Source organism: Bombilactobacillus sp. ESL1202 (assembly GCF_058107125.1).
Genome location: NZ_CM176590.1, coordinates 1,049,507 through 1,066,269, shown reverse-complemented (window position 1 = coordinate 1,066,269; position 16,763 = coordinate 1,049,507). Strand labels below are relative to the sequence as shown.

At 36.6% G+C, this 16,763-nt stretch carries 15 protein-coding genes; all 15 read left to right on the top strand.

Annotated features, from left to right (window positions below; genetic code table 11):
- Positions 1–86 precede the first annotated feature (86 nt).
- On the top strand, positions 87–1,229 hold the full coding sequence (gene dnaN / locus AC3B7A_RS04710; RefSeq protein ID WP_489754986.1) for a DNA polymerase III subunit beta: 1,143 nt from the start codon (positions 87–89) through the stop codon (positions 1,227–1,229).
- 269 nt (positions 1,230–1,498) lie between these two features.
- Positions 1,499–1,705: a S4 domain-containing protein YaaA gene (gene yaaA, locus AC3B7A_RS04705; protein ID WP_489754985.1), complete on the top strand. Its 207-nt coding sequence runs from the start codon at positions 1,499–1,501 to the stop codon at positions 1,703–1,705.
- The gene (gene recF / locus AC3B7A_RS04700) at positions 1,705–2,811 is read left to right on the top strand and encodes a DNA replication/repair protein RecF (protein ID WP_489754984.1); all 1,107 of its coding nucleotides are present in this window, start codon (positions 1,705–1,707) and stop codon (positions 2,809–2,811) included. Before yaaA ends, recF begins: the two co-directional genes overlap by 1 nt.
- Positions 2,808–4,757, top strand: coding sequence for a DNA topoisomerase (ATP-hydrolyzing) subunit B (gene gyrB, locus AC3B7A_RS04695; RefSeq protein ID WP_489754983.1), 1,950 nt, complete (start codon positions 2,808–2,810; stop codon positions 4,755–4,757). The genes recF and gyrB overlap by 4 nt, the downstream gene beginning before the upstream one ends.
- A gap of 19 nt (positions 4,758–4,776) precedes the next feature.
- The gene (gene gyrA, locus AC3B7A_RS04690) at positions 4,777–7,275 is read left to right on the top strand and encodes a DNA gyrase subunit A (RefSeq protein ID WP_489754982.1); all 2,499 of its coding nucleotides are present in this window, start codon (positions 4,777–4,779) and stop codon (positions 7,273–7,275) included.
- Positions 7,276–7,458: 183 nt separating this feature from the next.
- On the top strand, positions 7,459–7,755 hold the full coding sequence (gene rpsF / locus AC3B7A_RS04685; protein WP_489754981.1) for a 30S ribosomal protein S6: 297 nt from the start codon (positions 7,459–7,461) through the stop codon (positions 7,753–7,755).
- 32 nt (positions 7,756–7,787) lie between these two features.
- On the top strand, positions 7,788–8,303 hold the full coding sequence (ssb, locus tag AC3B7A_RS04680) for a single-stranded DNA-binding protein (RefSeq protein ID WP_489754980.1): 516 nt from the start codon (positions 7,788–7,790) through the stop codon (positions 8,301–8,303).
- Positions 8,304–8,333: 30 nt separating this feature from the next.
- Positions 8,334–8,570, top strand: coding sequence for a 30S ribosomal protein S18 (rpsR, locus tag AC3B7A_RS04675; protein ID WP_489754979.1), 237 nt, complete (start codon positions 8,334–8,336; stop codon positions 8,568–8,570).
- 106 nt (positions 8,571–8,676) lie between these two features.
- Complete coding sequence (locus AC3B7A_RS04670) at positions 8,677–10,710, top strand: DHH family phosphoesterase (RefSeq protein ID WP_489754978.1); 2,034 nt, start codon at positions 8,677–8,679, stop codon at positions 10,708–10,710.
- Between the two features lie 11 nt (positions 10,711–10,721).
- Complete coding sequence (rplI, locus tag AC3B7A_RS04665; RefSeq protein WP_489754977.1) at positions 10,722–11,174, top strand: 50S ribosomal protein L9; 453 nt, start codon at positions 10,722–10,724, stop codon at positions 11,172–11,174.
- Positions 11,175–11,423: 249 nt separating this feature from the next.
- The gene (locus tag AC3B7A_RS04660) at positions 11,424–11,861 is read left to right on the top strand and encodes a CidA/LrgA family protein (RefSeq protein WP_489754976.1); all 438 of its coding nucleotides are present in this window, start codon (positions 11,424–11,426) and stop codon (positions 11,859–11,861) included.
- Complete coding sequence (locus AC3B7A_RS04655; protein WP_489756546.1) at positions 11,861–12,589, top strand: LrgB family protein; 729 nt, start codon at positions 11,861–11,863, stop codon at positions 12,587–12,589. Before AC3B7A_RS04660 ends, AC3B7A_RS04655 begins: the two co-directional genes overlap by 1 nt.
- A gap of 190 nt (positions 12,590–12,779) precedes the next feature.
- A complete protein-coding gene (dnaB, locus tag AC3B7A_RS04650; protein WP_489754975.1) occupies positions 12,780–14,162 on the top strand; it encodes a replicative DNA helicase in 1,383 nt (460 codons plus the stop codon).
- 5 nt (positions 14,163–14,167) lie between these two features.
- Complete coding sequence (locus AC3B7A_RS04645; protein WP_489754974.1) at positions 14,168–15,316, top strand: hypothetical protein; 1,149 nt, start codon at positions 14,168–14,170, stop codon at positions 15,314–15,316.
- Positions 15,317–15,388: 72 nt separating this feature from the next.
- A complete protein-coding gene (locus AC3B7A_RS04640) occupies positions 15,389–16,675 on the top strand; it encodes an adenylosuccinate synthase (RefSeq protein ID WP_489754973.1) in 1,287 nt (428 codons plus the stop codon).
- Positions 16,676–16,763: the final 88 nt, after the last annotated feature.

Sequence of the window (16,763 nt, the reverse complement as noted above, 5' to 3'; positions counted from 1 at the left end):
TTTACTTTTACCAACTAATCCACAGAATCAACAAGCCCTACTACTATTACTACTAAGATTTTATTAATTAATAAAGGAGTTTCCCCATGAAATTTACAATTAATCGTACCCAATTCAATCACCAAATTGCCAATGTGCAGCGAGCAATTTCAACTAAAACCACTATTCCGATCTTGACCGGTATAAAATTAGAATTAACCGAAGAAGGTTTGACAGTCACGGGTAGTGATGTGGATATCTCGGTTCAAACCTTTATTGATCAAAAAAAAGCTGATAACGAATTAACAATTGAATCAACCGGTTCGATTGTTTTACCAGCTCGTTTTTTTAGTGACATCATTAAAAAATTACCTAATGATCAATTCTCACTAGAAGTTCTTGATCACTTACAAGTTCAAATTACATCTGGCAGTTCTGAATTTAAAATTAATGGTTTAGATGCTAATAATTATCCCCATTTACCAGAAGTTTCTAGTTCCGATCAATTAATTATTCCAGCAGAAATTTTAAAACAAGTAATTGATGAAACGGTTTTTTCTGCTTCTAAAGAAGAAAATCGTCCAATTTTAACCGGCCTGCATTTAATTGTTCAACAAGAGCAGCTCTTAGCTGTTGCAACTGACAGTCACCGGTTAGCTCAAAGAATTGTTCAAATTAATAATCCTAACGCGAACGATTACGATTTAGTTTTGCCGGCAAGAAGTTTAAAGGAATTAGAACGTTCCATTGATGATAGTAGTTCTGAAATCAATTTATCAATTTCAGAAAATCAAGTTTTATTTAAATTTTCTAATACCCTTTTTTATTCACGTTTATTGGATGGCAACTATCCCAGAACTGATCGCTTAATTCCAGAATCTTCAACAACGCAAATTGAAATGGAAGCTAAATCGTTACTAGCTTCCGTTGAACGGGCTTCCTTGTTATCTCATGCTAGTCGCAATAATGTTGTCCGCTTAGAAATTAAAGTTGACACTAAACAAATAACCATTTATGGTAATTCGCCTGAGGTGGGAACTGTAGAAGAAAATGTCCAATTTGATCAAGTTACTGGTGAAGACTTAGCTATTTCATTTAATCCAGATTATCTCAAGGAAGCCCTCCAAGCTTTCGGTGACACTAAAATCAAATTAGAATTTACCGTCGCTTTACATCCTTTTACACTAAAACCGTTAAATGATGATCATAGTTTTATTCAATTGATAACACCAGTGCGGACGTTTAATTAAATTTTAGCTCATAAAATCCCAGCTATCTCAAAAAAAGATAACTGGGATTTTTGATTTATAAGATAAAAAATGTTTCAAACTGTGTGGTAATCACTCAAATTTTATTTTTTAAATCGCTGATTTTACTTATTATTAATTTTAAGACAATTTTAGTCATTTTAGTCTAAAACTAATTAATTAGCTGATATCGCTTAAAATTGCTACTAATGTTAAAAAGCGTTATAATTAATAACGAAAGTTTCTTGTTTATAAGGATGTGAACAGTATCAATGGACATTAAATTAACTGGCGAATATATCACTTTGACGCAAGCTTTAAAAGAAGCGGGTGTGATTGCCACTGGTGGTCAAGCAAAATGGTATCTTCAAGAAAATCAAGTCTGGGTCAATCAAGAATTAGAAAATCGTCGTGGCAAAAAATTGCGCGTTGGTGATCAAATTAAGCTAATTGATGGCTCACAACTAAACATTGTCTAATGGAATTAACCCAGTTAAAACTTAATAATTTTCGAAATTATCAACAAATACAATTAGACTTTGATCCACATTTAAATATTTTTATTGGTCAAAATGCGCAGGGAAAGACTAATTTACTGGAAGCTATCTCAGTATTAGCTTTGGTTCGTTCACATCGAACAAATAATAATCAAGAATTAATTCGTTGGGGCTGTGATTTTAGCAAGTTACACGCTATCGTTCAAAAAAATAGTGGTCGCTTAACACTGGATTTAATCTTGAGCTCTGCCGGTAAAAAAGCCAGTTTAAATCATTTAGAGCAAAAGCGGCTATCACAATATGTTGGCCAGTTGAATATTATTTTATTTGCTCCCGAAGATTTAAAGTTAGTGAAAGGATCTCCAGGTAATCGAAGACGTTTTTTAGATATGGAAATTGGACAAATAGATGCCGCTTATCTAAAAAACAGTAGTAAATATCGTCAAGTTTTAAAACAACGTAATCTTTATTTAAAGCAGTTACGGGCTAAGAAGGCTCACGATCTAGTCTATTTAGAAGTTATTTCGGATCAATTAGCGGGGTTCGGTGCAGAGTTAATTTATACGCGGGCTAAATTCTTACAACAGCTGCAGGAATTTCTAGTGCCAATTCATCGGCGAATTACACAAGAGCAAGAGCAATTACAATTAAAGTATCTGCCTAGCGGTGTGGATCAAATTAAAGATCCTGACCAGTTATATCAAGCACTCTTGAAGCAATTTAAGCAGTCACAAACAAGAGATCTTCAAGTTGGCTCTACGACTATGGGGCCGCATCATGATGATTTTCAGTTTTTAATCAATGATAATGATGTGCAAAAATTTGGGTCCCAAGGTCAGCAACGTAGTGCGGTCTTAAGTTTAAAATTAGCTGAAATTGAGTTGTTTCATCAAGTCGTGGCTGAATATCCAATTTTATTACTGGATGATGTTTTATCAGAATTGGATCAGTTTAGGCAAACACAGCTACTGAAAACTATTCAGGATCGGATTCAAACTTTTATTACAACAACGAGTCTCCAGGGTGTTAATTTAAAAGAAATTAAACATCCGAAAGTATTTAAAATTAAGGCTGGAGGGATAATATGAGTGATCAAGATAACAAAGATCAAGAAAGTTTAGCGCAACGAGCTAAGGAATATGACGCTAGTCAAATTCAAGTTTTATCTGGATTAGAAGCGGTTCGCAAGCGGCCAGGAATGTATATTGGTTCAACTAGTGTGCAAGGTTTACATCATCTAGTTTGGGAAATTATTGATAACGGGATTGATGAAGCCTTAGCTGGTTTTGCGACAGAAATAAATGTTGAAGTTGAACCAGATAATAGTATTACTGTCACTGATGATGGTCGGGGAATTCCCGTAGATATTCAAGAAAAAACGGGTAAACCGGCTTTAGAAACAGTTTTTAATGTTTTGCACGCTGGTGGTAAATTTGGTGGCGGCGGTTACAAAGTTTCCGGTGGTTTACATGGTGTGGGCGCTTCAGTTGTTAATGCGTTAAGTACACACTTAGATGTCGAAGTTCATCGTAATGGTCAACGCTATTATATGGATTTTGAACGGGGAAAAGTTAAAACACCGATGAAAGTTTTAGGCCCGAATGATGAACATGCTCACGGAACCAAGGTTCATTTTGCGCCTGATCCGGATATTTTTACGGAAACGACGGTTTATGATGACCATACGCTAGTAACAAGAATTCGGGAATTGGCGTTTTTAAATAAGGGATTGAAGATTAATTTTACTGATAAACGTCAAGAAACTGCGGAAAAATTAGAGTTTTGTTATGTTGGTGGGATCAAGAGTTATGTTGAATATTTAAACGAAAATAAAGACGTTATTTTTGATGAACCAATCTACGTTGAAGGTGTCCAAGACGGAATTACAGTTGAAGTAGCTTTACAATATACTGATGATTACCATTCTAATTTGATGACTTTTGCTAATAATATTCACACTTACGAAGGGGGAACTCACGAATCTGGGTTTAAAGCCGCTTTAACGCGAGTGATTAACGATTATGGGCATCGCAATAATTTGCTCAAGGAAAATGAAAAATTATCCGGTGATGATGTTCGCGAAGGAATGACGGCAGTCGTTAGTATCAAACATCCTGATCCCCAATTTGAGGGTCAGACCAAAACTAAATTAGGCAATTCTGATGCCAGAACAGTTACCGATCGGACCTTTGCTGATCATTTTAATAAGTTTTTATTGGAACATCCAGCGCAAGCCCGTAAGATTCTTGATAAGGGCATGTTAGCCTCCAGAGCTCGGGTCGCAGCAAAACGCGCCCGGGAAGTGACCCGTAAAAAATCAGGTTTAGAGATCAGTAATTTACCAGGAAAACTAGCAGATAATACTAGTAAAGATCCAGAAATTTCAGAATTATTTATCGTCGAGGGTGATTCGGCTGGTGGTTCCGCTAAAGAAGGACGTTCTCGTTTAACACAAGCTATCTTGCCAATTCGTGGCAAAATTTTGAATGTGGAAAAGGCCTCTATGGACCGAATTTTAGCTAATGACGAAATTCGGACGTTATTTACGGCTATGGGAACTGGTTTTGGCAATGATTTTGATGTTTCTAAAGCGCGTTATCATAAATTAATTATTATGACCGATGCGGATGTTGATGGCGCTCATATTCGGACGTTATTATTGACGTTATTGTATCGTTATATGCGTCCGGTTTTAGAAGCAGGTTATGTCTATATTGCTAAGCCACCACTATATCAAGTGCGGCAAGGAAAAATGGCGCGTTATATTGACTCTGATGAGGAACTCAAAGATTTCATGGTTACCTTACAACCCAGTCCGAAACCAGTAATTCAACGCTATAAAGGTTTAGGTGAGATGGATGCTGACCAATTATGGGATACAACAATGAATCCAGAAAATCGCCGGTTAGATCGCGTTGCTAGTTCGGATGCTGCCGATGCTGATCGAGTATTTTCAATGCTCATGGGTAACAAAGTAGAACCTCGGCGGGAATTTATTGAACAAAATGCTCAATATGCTGAGTTAGATTTTTAATTGAAGGAGCTGATAATGCATGGCAGAAACTGATGATCGTCGGATTCAAACGGTTGATTTGTCTAAAACAATGCGTAGTTCATTTTTAGATTACGCAATGAGTGTCATTGTTGCGCGAGCGTTACCAGATGTTCGTGATGGTTTAAAACCAGTTCATCGCAGAATTTTATATGGTATGAACGAATTAGGGGTTACACCGGATAAACCATATAAAAAATCAGCGCGGATTGTCGGCGATGTAATGGGAAAATACCATCCTCACGGAGATTCAGCGATCTATGAGTCAATGGTGCGGATGGCTCAGAAATTTAGCTATCGTTATTTATTAGTTGATGGTCACGGAAATTTTGGTTCCGTCGACGGGGATTCCGCGGCGGCAATGCGGTACACCGAAGCTAAAATGAGTAAAATTGCGACGGAAATGTTGCGTGATATCAATAAAGATACGATTGATTTTCAAGAAAATTATGATGGAACTGAACGTGAACCGGTTGTGTTACCGGCGCGTTTTCCCAACTTATTAGTTAATGGTGCAACTGGGATTGCGGTCGGAATGACGACCAATATCCCGCCGCATAACTTAACCGAAGTTATTAATGGGATTCATATGTTGATGAAAAATCCTGATGTTACGACAGCGGAATTAATGCAGGCTATTCCAGGACCTGATTTTCCAACTGGTGGCGTTGTCATGGGTAAGTCAGGGATTCGGCATGCTTATGAAACCGGGCATGGCAATATTATTTTGCGCGCTAAGGTCGATATTGAGACCTTGAAGAACGGACGTGAACGCTTAGTTGTTACGGAATTACCTTACATGGTTAACAAGGCTAAGCTCATTGAACGAATTGCTGAATTGGCGCGGGATCATCGAATTGAAGGAATTACGAACTTAATTGATGAATCTGACCGGACTGGTATGCGAGTAACTATTGATATCAGAAGGGATATGAGTGCTAATGTAGTCTTAAATAATTTATATAAAATGACAGCTTTGCAGACATCGTTTGGTTTTAACATGGTGGCCATTGTAAAGGGTGCGCCTCAAGTCTTATCATTGAAGGAAATTTTACAATACTACTTAAAACATCAAGAGCAAGTCATTCGGCGCCGGACCCAATTTGAATTAAAGAAAGCCCAAAATCGCGCACATATTTTAGATGGTTTGCGGATTGCTTTAGATCATATTGATGCTGTTATTGAAGTCATTCGGGGGTCAAAAACCGCTGAAATTGCTAAGAGTACATTAATTACGCGTTTTGAATTATCTGATAAGCAAGCACAGGCCATTTTAGATATGCGTTTGGTTCGGCTAACTGGATTAGAACGCGATAAAATTGAAAATGAATATCAAGATTTGATGACTAAAATTGCTGATTATCAAGATATTTTGCAAAAACCGGAACGAATCGATGAAATTATTTATCAAGAATTATTAGAAATTCAAAGCAAATATGGTGATAAGCGCCGGACGGAATTGTTGGTTGGTGAAGTCTTAAGTATTGAAGACGAAGATTTAATTGAAGAAGAAAATGTTTTAATTGTCTTAACTCATAATGGCTATATTAAACGCTTGCCAGCTGATGAATTTAAGGTGCAAAATCGAGGTGGCCGCGGAATCAAAGGCATGGGTGTTAACGACGATGACTTTATTGAGCAATTAATCTATACTTCGACACATGACATTTTGTTATTCTTTACCGATGCCGGTAAAATTTATCGTTCCAAGGCTTACGAAATTCCTGAATACGGTCGTAGTGCCAAGGGGATTCCGATTATTAATTTGTTAGGCATTGATAATGGTGAACAAATTCAAACAGTCGTTCATTTGCAAAAAGATTTACCGAAAGCAAATAATTGTCTCTTCTTTGTCACTAAAAATGGAACCGTAAAGCGCACTGCCCTAGATGAATTTCAAAATATTCGAAAAAATGGCTTACGGGCGATTACCTTAAAAGATGGTGATTCTTTAGATAACGTAATGTTGACTAATGGACAAAATAATATTTTAATTGGTACTCATTTAGGCTATGCTGTGAGCTTTAAAGAAACTGATGTCCGCATGATGGGTCGAACAGCAGCTGGAGTGCGCGGAATTCGGCTACGTGAGCAAGATTTTGTTGTTGGTTCTGCTATTTTAACCGAGCAAAGTGATGTTTTAGTCATTTCGCAAAATGGTTATGGCAAAAAAACTCCTGCTGCGCAATATCCGATTAAAGGCCGTGGTGGTAAAGGCATTAAGACTTCCAATGTGACGGAGAAGAATGGGCCACTAGCAGGAATTACGACGGTGCAAGGTGATGATGAAGATATTATGGTTGTCACCAACCAAGGAGTGATGATTCGCTTTGCTGTTAGTGCGGTATCTAAAACTAGTCGTGCAACCTTAGGCGTCCGCTTAATTAAGTTGGATCATGGAGCACTGGTTTCCACAATGACTAAAGTTGACGCCGAACCAGAAGAAGTATCAGCTGCTGATGAACAAGAAAATCATGAAGAAGATCAGACGGAAGATTAAAAATTATCAAAGTTTTTAGCGTAATCTAAAAGTGGAAGGCTTTTAACGCTAAAAACTTTTTTAGTAGTATTTTGTGGATGATAATGTTAGAATAATAATCTGTGAGTATTAGACTTTAAAACAGTTAATGCTCCTTGAGAATAAGTTAGTTATTCTCCATTAGTCCATAAGGAGGTAAAAATAATGGCTCAAACACATTATGAAATCACTTATATCATCAAACCGGATATTTCTGAAGAAGATAAGAAGGCCTTGATCGACCGCTTTGATAAGATTCTCAAAGATAACGGTGCAGATGTGTTAGATTCTAAGGATTGGCAAAAACGGCGTTTGGCTTACGAAATTGGTGGTTATAACGAAGGCACTTATCATATCGTTAACGTCAATGCTCAAGACCAAGCAGCAGTTAATGAATTTGACCGTTTATCTAAAATTGATGACAACATCTTACGTCATATGATTATCAAGCGCGAAGATTAATCTATTTGAAAAGTTAAAAAGGAGACAGAAGCATGATTAATCGCAGTGTATTAGTTGGACGTTTGACCCGTGATCCCGATTTGCGCTATACCGCAAACGGCACCGCAGTTGCTACTTTTACAGTAGCTGTCAATCGTCAATTTGTGAATTCCAGTGGTGAACGTGATGCTGATTTTATCAATTGTGTGATTTGGCGAAAATCAGCGGAAAATTTTGCTAATTTTACGCATAAAGGTTCGTTAGTGGGAATTGATGGGCGGATTCAAACACGCAATTATGAAAATCAACAGGGACAACGGGTTTATGTGACTGAAGTAGTTGTCGAAAACTTTGCACTTTTAGAACCGAAGTCTGCTAACCATAATAATGGTAATCAAAATCAATCAGCTGCGAACAATTTCGCTTCTGGATCGAATAACTCGAATAATAATTTTAATAAATCTTCGAACGTTAATCAGAATTCCAATTCTACACAGTCATTGGATGAAGATCCGTTCGCAGATAATACGCAGTCAATTGATATTTCAGATGATGATCTACCGTTTTAAAATAATTGAAAATTGAAAGGAGCGTTCAACATGGCACAACAACGTCGTGGTGGCCGTCGTCGCCGGAAGGTTGACTTTATTGCCGCTAACCATATTGAATATATTGATTATAAAGATACTGATTTACTCAAACGTTTTATTTCTGAACGGGGTAAAATTTTGCCTCGTCGTGTTACCGGTACTAGTGCAAAGAATCAGCGTCGTTTGACAATTGCAATTAAGCGGGCACGAGTAATGGGATTATTACCATTTGTTGCTGAAGATTAAACTATCATAATCAATACTTTATGAAAAGTCTGGCTTAAGTCAGGCTTTTTTTTAATGATTAGGAATATGGTAAAATATAGCTAAATTTTAGTTACAAGAGGGTATTATGAAAAAAAGTAGAGTAGCTAAGAAAAATTTATTGGCTATTAGTCAGCCATTACGTTTGGGTTTAATTGCGTTAGTAATTTTGGCATTAGCTTTAGTTAGTTTGATTTTTGGCATTAGCCCAATAATGGGACTTTTAGTTTTTATCATGTTGACATTAATCGTTGCTATTGGTTCTTATTTATTACGGAATTTTGTTGTTCAGACCAATAAGTATTTATATGATTTGTCTTTTCGCGAAAATCGAGGTAAGCAAGAAGCTTTAATTAACATTCCAATTGGAATGCTCTTATACGATGCTGATAAGCAGCATACAATTGAATGGATTAATCCTAATTTACAACGTTATTTTCCCGATAAAGATTTATTAGGACGGGGTCTAAGTCAGATCAATAATTCATTAATTCAATTAGTTGAAAAAAATGAACAGACAAAGCAGGAGTCGATCTTAATTACAATTGGCGATAAGAAGTTCAAAACTTTTGTCCAGTCAAATTTACGAGTCATTTATTTCTTAGATGTTACGAAATATATGGTAATGAAACAGCAATATGAAGATGAAAAAATTGCGATTGGCCAGGTTTTTTTAGATAACTATGATGAATTAGTCCAAGCAATGGCTGATCGTGATCGTTCAGATTTAAATAGTTATGTTACTAATCAATTAACTGATTGGGCTAATCAAAATGCGATGTATTTAAAACGAGTAGCCAGTGATCGTTTTATTGTAGTTGGTTATGTCAGTTCTTTGAAGAAATTAGAAGCTAACAGTTTTGTTATTTTGGATCAAATTCGTAAAACTACTTCCCAGCAAAACGTCCCTTTAACTTTAAGTATCGGCTTTGCTTATGGCAAAGATGATTTGGCGCAGTTAGCCCAAGATGCTCAAAAAAATATTGACTTGGCATTGGGGCGCGGTGGCGACCAGGCAGTTGTTCGTAAAGCAGACGATCAAGCGCGTTTTTATGGTGGCAATACGAATCCAATGGAAAAAAGAACGCGGGTCCGAGCGCGAATGATTAGCCAGGCTTTACGAGAATTATTTAATCAAGTAGATACCGTTTATGTGATGGGACATCAACAACCAGATATGGACTCCATTGGGGCTTGCTTAGGAATTCATCGCATAGCGCAAATGAATGATAAATCTTGTAAAATAGTTATTGATGCAACTGGTGCACATAGTGATGTTAAACGTTTGTTAGCATGGATTGATCAAGATGCAGTTTTAAAAGATGATATTTTGACACCGCAACAGGCGTTGGAACAATCAAGTAGTAACAGTATGTTAATTATGGTCGATTTATCAAAACCTTCACGGGCGATGAGTCCCGAATTATATACTAAATTAGCCCAAAGAACGGTGGTAATTGACCATCATCGTCGGGGCGAAGAATTTCCAGAAAATCCGTTATTGGCTTATATTGAGCCTTATGCTTCTTCAGCCAGTGAGTTAGTGACCGAAATGATTGAGTATCAGCCCCAAAATAAACAATCATTGTCTAAAATTGAAGCCACTGCCATGTTAGCAGGGATTTTTGTTGACACACATTCTTTTACTCTACGTTCAGGAACTAGAACATTTGATGCTGCCAGTTATTTGCGCTCCGTTGGTGCTGATGGTACCAAGATGCAAAACTTGTTAAAAGAAAGTGTTGCATCTTATGTTCAACGCAATCATTTGATTGATACAGTGCAAATGGTGACATCCAAAATTGCCGTTTGTAGTGGCGAGGAAGAGCAAGTTTATGATCCCGTAATTGCTGCTCAAGCAGCAGACACTTTATTAACTTTAGCCAATATTGATGCTTCCTTTGTGATTACAAAGCGGGCTGATAATAAAATTGCTATTTCTGCGCGGAGTTTAGGTGATTTTAATGTACAAGTCATCATGGAAGAAATGGGTGGTGGTGGACATTTATCTAATGCAGCAACCCAATTAAGTGATCAAACTATTGCCCAAACCCAAAAAGAATTGATTGCAATTATTCAACAAAAAGTGGAAGATAAACCTAAAGAGGTTAACCCAACATAGGAGGATTAAATATGCGCGTAATTTTTACACAAGATGTTCGAGGCAAAGGCAAGCGTGGAGAAGTTAAAGATGTTGCTGATGGTTATGCTCGTAATTTTTTGATCAAAAATAATAAGGCGAAAGTAGCCACGGCCAAAGCTATTAGCGAACTGAAGGGACAACAATTAGCTGCTCAACGTGAAAAAGACGAAGAAAAAGCTAGCGCACAAATGATTAAGACGGTTTTAGAAAAAGACGAGACGGTGGTGGAATTAGAATCCAAAGCTGGTAGTGACGGTCGTTTATTTGGTTCAATTCCCAGCAAACAAATTGCGCAAGCATTAGCCAAGCAATATCAAATTGAATTAGATAAACGTAAAATTGAATTGGCAGAGCCTATTAAAGTTTTAGGATATACTAACGTTCCAGTTAAATTGTATCCTGGCATTGAGGCTAAAATTCGCGTGCATGTGATTGAAAAATAATTTAAAGAAAACTAGAATCTTGTGAATTCTGGTTTTTTAACTCCTTAAAAATGTAAAGGCTTACGATTGTGAAATAATGGTCTTGTGAAACACTTGACAAATTGATGAAAACGTTATAAACCATAGGTAGGGAGTTTTATCACTAACTGATCAAATTTGTCATTGATTAAATTTAAAGGGAGTGATCAATTAACAAATATTGGGTAATACAAATGCAATAATACATTTTTAAGAATAGGTGATGTAAAGATGAAATCAGAAGATAAAGAACCAAAATCCGCCCCCTTATTGATTCAAATGTTAATTTATGCAGCAATTTTGTTTGTATCGCAGTGGATTTCTAATATGATGCCTAAATCATTCCCTGTGCCGACTCCAGTTATCGGTTTGATTTTGTTATATTTGTTATTGACTTTCCATATTATCAAATTAGAGTGGGTTGACTCCTTTGGTAGTGCCATGATTGGCTTAATTGCCTTTTTGTTTGTACCATCGGGAATTTCGTTGGCCGCTAATTTGAATATTATGGAAAATGAAGGTATTCAATTAGTTATTGTAATTATTTTATCAACCATTGTTTTATTGGTAGTAACTGCATATACAACAAGATTGTTATTATTTATCAGTAAAAAAATTAAACATACTGATACAGATGTACAAGAACAAGTAGGAGGAGAGAACAAATGATGGCAGGATTATTATCGAATCCCTTATTTGGTATCTTACTTTCATTGGGAGTTTTTGAAATTGGGCAGTACTTATTTAATTTAACGAATGGCTTTTTCCTGTTTCAGCCGTTGTTTGTCGCAATGGTTTTGGGAATTTGCCTATTAGTTTTGTTAGGTAAGAGCATGGGCATGACCACTGCGGCTGCTTATACTAAATTCTATAAGCCCGGTGGGGATTTAATCTTCTGGTTCTTAACACCAGCAACTATTGCTTTTGCCATTCCACTTTATAAACGTAATGATGTTTTTAAGAAGAATTGGTTGGTTATTTTACTAAGTTTGTTAATTGGTACATTTATTTCTCTATTTGTCATTTTAGGTATTTCTAAGCTTTTGGGACTCAGTCGGGTCGGAACAGCTTCGATGATGAGTCAATCAGCCACAACTGCAATTGCTTTACCATTGTCAACAGGTATTGGTGGTAATGCTGCTGTTACTGCGATGGCATGTATTTTGAACGCCGTAATCATTTATGCTTTAGGTAAATGGTTAGTAAAATGGTTCAGATTGGAAAGCGACCCAATCGGTGCTGGTTTAGGTATGGGTACTGCCGGACATACTGTTGGTTCAGCCTTTGCTTTAAAACTTGGTTCCGTTCAAGGAGCGATGGCCGCCGTTTCAGTAGTTATTATCGGTATTGTTGATAATATTGCTGTGCCACTATTTGCTCAAATGATGCATTTGTAAAATATTGAATAAATAGTTATAAATTAATTTCTTTTGACTTGTATCTTTTGTTAGTAAGATACCGGTTAAAAGGAATTTTTTTACGAAAAATTTTAATTAATTTTATATTTTATAAAATAATTGGGTTCATTGCGAAGTATATTATCCTGTTGTAAAATGTTAAAATTAGAGATAGATGCGAGGTTCATTAATGAATGATACTGCAATGCAACGAATTCCACCGAATAATAAAGAAGCTGAACAATCAGTCTTAGGATCAATTTTATTACGTCCTGAAAAAATTGTTGACGCTGCTGAGAGCTTAACTGCTGAGTCATTTTATTATCACGCACACCAATTAATTTTTGCGGTGATGTTGGAATTAAATGAAGCAGATCAAGCGATTGATGTGGTCACTGTCAAAAACAGTTTGGAAGCCAAAAATCAGTTAAGCGATATTGGTGGTACCAATTATTTGGCTGATTTAGCGACGACAGTGCCAACAGCTGCTAATATTAGTTATTACGCTAAGATTGTCGCTGATAAAGCGTTATTACGTCAGTTAATCAATACAGCCACCGATATTGTTGCCAAGAGTTTTGATGACCAAGCTGATGATGTGGCTAATATTGTCGATGAAGCCGAACGTTCAATCATGGAAGTTGGTGAGAATCAAAATAGTAACGGTTTTAAAAAATTAGCTGATGTGCTCAATGAGACTATTGAAAATATTGATCAGTTAGCTCAAGAAGACTCACAAATTACTGGATTAGCTACAGGTTATAGTGAACTTGATAGTATGACCGCTGGTTTACATCCAGATGAATTAACCATTTTGGCAGCTAGACCAGGAGTCGGAAAAACGGCTTTTGCGTTGAATGTTGCCGAAAATGTTGCGGTTCATAGTCAACAAACAGTAGCCATTTTCAGTTTGGAAATGGGCGCTGATCAGTTAGCGAGTCGCTTATTATGTGCGCAAGGCAGTATTGATGCCAATCATTTACGAACAGGAAGTTTGAATGATGATGAATGGCAAAATCTAATTGTTGCCATGGGTATTTTGTCGAAAACTGATATTTATATTGATGATACTCCGGGCGTTAAAATGGCCGAAATTCGTGCCAAATGTCGACGCTTGGTAAAAGAGACGGGAAATATCGGTTTAATTATTATTGATTATTTACAATTAATTGAAGGAACTGGTCAAGAAAATCGCCAACAGGAAGTTTCCACCATTTCGCGGCAATTAAAAAAGTTGGCCAAAGAATTACATGTTCCTGTGATTGCATTATCACAATTGTCACGGGGAGTTGAACAGCGTCAAGATAAGCGACCGGTTTTGTCTGATATTCGTGAATCCGGTTCCATTGAACAAGATGCTGATGTGGTAGCATTTTTATATCGCGATGACTATTACAACGATGAATCAGGAGAAGATGATACCACTGGTGCTGATCCTAGTGATGAAACGAACGCAGGAGAAGTTGAAGTAATCATTGGCAAAAATCGTTCAGGTCCTCGGGGAACAGTTAAGTTATTATTTGTAAAATCGTATAACAAATTTGCCGCAATTTCACCATTAACAGAGGGATAAATCTAATGAATAAAGTGCAACAATTGAAACAAGCCCAAGCTAAGCAGCAAATAGTCGATATTTTTATTCGTCAAACAGGCGATATTTATACTGGTTATGTTAAAGCCTTAGATAATAAATGGGTTATTATTCACACCTATAATGATTATGGTTTGTTAGATGGTTATGTTCTGCTGAAAATTAGCGGAATTGCTGACCTTACTAGTCAAGGTATGGACTTAGAACGTTTAAGAAAGCGCATTGATTTAACCGCTGTCAATCATTTACAGTGGTCTACAGAAACTCCAGTACCTGACTTTCAATCTGATAATCTAATTGTGCAGTTATTAGAATTTTTACAACAACAAGAACAAGCCATATTAATAGTGAAGACCGGTTCGAATCGCTATTTTCAAGTACAATTAGCTGATTTTCAACAGTCGCGCTTGGATTTTAAACTCTTGGATTCTTTTAATTTTTCAAAGACGGGGCGCGATTTCCCGGTGGATTTGGAACAAATAGTGGTCTTGGAATTTGTGGGTGCACAGTTACAAATGGCCACCAATTTTTTTCATCAAGCAGAATTACAGCATACGCCTTCGATTTTGATCAAAAATAATTCGGATATTTTTCCAATTCTGCAAGAATACCAAGAACAGCAGCGCTTGATATTAGTTTATTGTTCTAAAAGTCAGGATGTTTTCTTTTCTGGGCATGTGATGCAATTAAATCACCAATTTTTGGTATTAAAATTACTAGATAATCTCGGCTGTTTTGGCGGCTATGCTATGCTTAATTTAAATGATATTGATTTTGTATCACCTAATTCTGATTATTTATCAATGCTACGGTGTTATTGGAAATATCAACAACGTAATATGACTTATGTTCAGCCGGTTTTGGATGATCAATGGGATTTTGGCACTGACTTTGTGGAAGTAACGTTACAGCGTTTGGTTCGGCAACGTAATATGGTTCGGTTTCGTGAGGCAGACGAAATATTAGATCAATTAGCATATTGTCAAGATGTGAAAAGTGATAGCCTGACCTTGGCTGTCTTTGACGATTTACCAGAGACTCGAACTTTACGCAAAAATCTGAGTTATCAAAAATTAGCGGCAATTACCTGGGGATATTTGAATACCTTTTTCACTAAAAACGAATTAATAGATTAACTATTGCTAGTAATGTTCGTAATTGCTAAAATGTTAGTGGATTTAATTTAGATTAAAAAGGGATGACTGATGATGACAGGTGTTGTAGTAGTTGGAATGCAGTGGGGCGACGAAGGAAAAGGTAAAATAACTGATTTCTTGGGTCATGGTAGTCAAATTATTGCTCGTTATCAAGGTGGTGATAATGCTGGCCATACAGTTGAAGTTGACCAAGTCGCTTATAAAATGCGATTGGTTCCTTCAGGAATCTTATATTCAGACAAATTAACCATGATTGGTAATGGCGTAGTAATTAATCCGAAATCTTTAATTTCGGAAATTACCAATCTTAAACAGCAAAATGTCAGTTTCGATAACTTTTATATCTCCAATCGGGCACAAATTATTTTGCCCTATCATATTCGGATGGATGAACTCCAGGAAAAGAGTAAGGGCGATCAAAAGATTGGCACCACCAATCGAGGAATTGGCCCCGCTTATATGGATAAGGCTGCGCGAGTTGGTATTCGCATGATTGACTTGCTAGAAAAAGATACCTTTGCAAATAAATTACGACAAAATTTAGATTTGAAGAATCAAGAATTTGTTAAAGTGTACGGTGGTGAAGCTTTAAACTTTGACGATATTTTTGAACCATATTATCAATATGGACAACAATTAAAACAATATGTAGTCGATACTTCTAAAATTTTAAATGAGCATTTAGAACAAGGTGAAAATGTTTTATTTGAAGGTGCCCAAGGTATCATGTTAGATATTGATCATGGCACTTATCCATATGTAACGTCTTCAAATCCAGTAGGTGGTTATACGGCCGGAATTGGTGTGGGTCCAACTAAAATTCAACATATTGTTGGTGTGGCAAAAGCTTATACATCAAGAGTAGGTGACGGTCCTTTTCCTACGGAATTAACTGATCAAACTGGTCAATTTATTCGGGATGCCGGTCATGAGTATGGTGTCGTAACCAAGCGGCCGCGTAGAATTGGTTGGTTGGACACGGTTGTTTTACGTCATGCCAAACGCGTTGCTGGGGTAACTGATTTGGCTTTGAATTGTATTGATGTTTTGAGTGGCTTAGAAAAAATTAAAATTTGCACAGGTTATCAATTATCTGATGGCTCAATTATTGATGAGTATCCCGCTAGTTTGAAACAAGTTGAACAATGTCAGCCAGTATATGAAGAATTACCTGGTTGGTCCCAAGATCTTCGCGGACAGACAGATATGAGTACTTGGCCGCAAGCGGCACAAAACTATCTGCAAAGAATTAAAGAATTAACTGGCTTACAGTTAGTTAGTGTTTCTGTCGGACCCAATCGTGATGAAACAATTGTTTTAAAAGATATTTGGAAATAATTAGTGAAACTAAAAAGTTCTTTAAACTAAAAGTAGTTCGTTCTTTTAGTTTGAAGAACTTTTTTAATATAATTAATTGTTTCATGTG

Bases quoted from the DNA above. Each gene is read 5' to 3' on its own strand.
- dnaN (WP_489754986.1), top strand. From the start codon at position 87: ATGAAATTTACAATTAATCGTACCCAATTCAATCACCAAATTGCCAAT.
- yaaA (WP_489754985.1), top strand. From the start codon at position 1,499: ATGGACATTAAATTAACTGGCGAATATATCACTTTGACGCAAGCTTTA.
- recF (WP_489754984.1), top strand. From the start codon at position 1,705: ATGGAATTAACCCAGTTAAAACTTAATAATTTTCGAAATTATCAACAA.
- gyrB (WP_489754983.1), top strand. From the start codon at position 2,808: ATGAGTGATCAAGATAACAAAGATCAAGAAAGTTTAGCGCAACGAGCT.
- gyrA (WP_489754982.1), top strand. From the start codon at position 4,777: ATGGCAGAAACTGATGATCGTCGGATTCAAACGGTTGATTTGTCTAAA.
- rpsF (WP_489754981.1), top strand. From the start codon at position 7,459: ATGGCTCAAACACATTATGAAATCACTTATATCATCAAACCGGATATT.
- ssb (WP_489754980.1), top strand. From the start codon at position 7,788: ATGATTAATCGCAGTGTATTAGTTGGACGTTTGACCCGTGATCCCGAT.
- rpsR (WP_489754979.1), top strand. From the start codon at position 8,334: ATGGCACAACAACGTCGTGGTGGCCGTCGTCGCCGGAAGGTTGACTTT.
- AC3B7A_RS04670 (WP_489754978.1), top strand. From the start codon at position 8,677: ATGAAAAAAAGTAGAGTAGCTAAGAAAAATTTATTGGCTATTAGTCAG.
- rplI (WP_489754977.1), top strand. From the start codon at position 10,722: ATGCGCGTAATTTTTACACAAGATGTTCGAGGCAAAGGCAAGCGTGGA.
- AC3B7A_RS04660 (WP_489754976.1), top strand. From the start codon at position 11,424: ATGAAATCAGAAGATAAAGAACCAAAATCCGCCCCCTTATTGATTCAA.
- AC3B7A_RS04655 (WP_489756546.1), top strand. From the start codon at position 11,861: ATGGCAGGATTATTATCGAATCCCTTATTTGGTATCTTACTTTCATTG.
- dnaB (WP_489754975.1), top strand. From the start codon at position 12,780: ATGAATGATACTGCAATGCAACGAATTCCACCGAATAATAAAGAAGCT.
- AC3B7A_RS04645 (WP_489754974.1), top strand. From the start codon at position 14,168: ATGAATAAAGTGCAACAATTGAAACAAGCCCAAGCTAAGCAGCAAATA.
- AC3B7A_RS04640 (WP_489754973.1), top strand. From the start codon at position 15,389: ATGACAGGTGTTGTAGTAGTTGGAATGCAGTGGGGCGACGAAGGAAAA.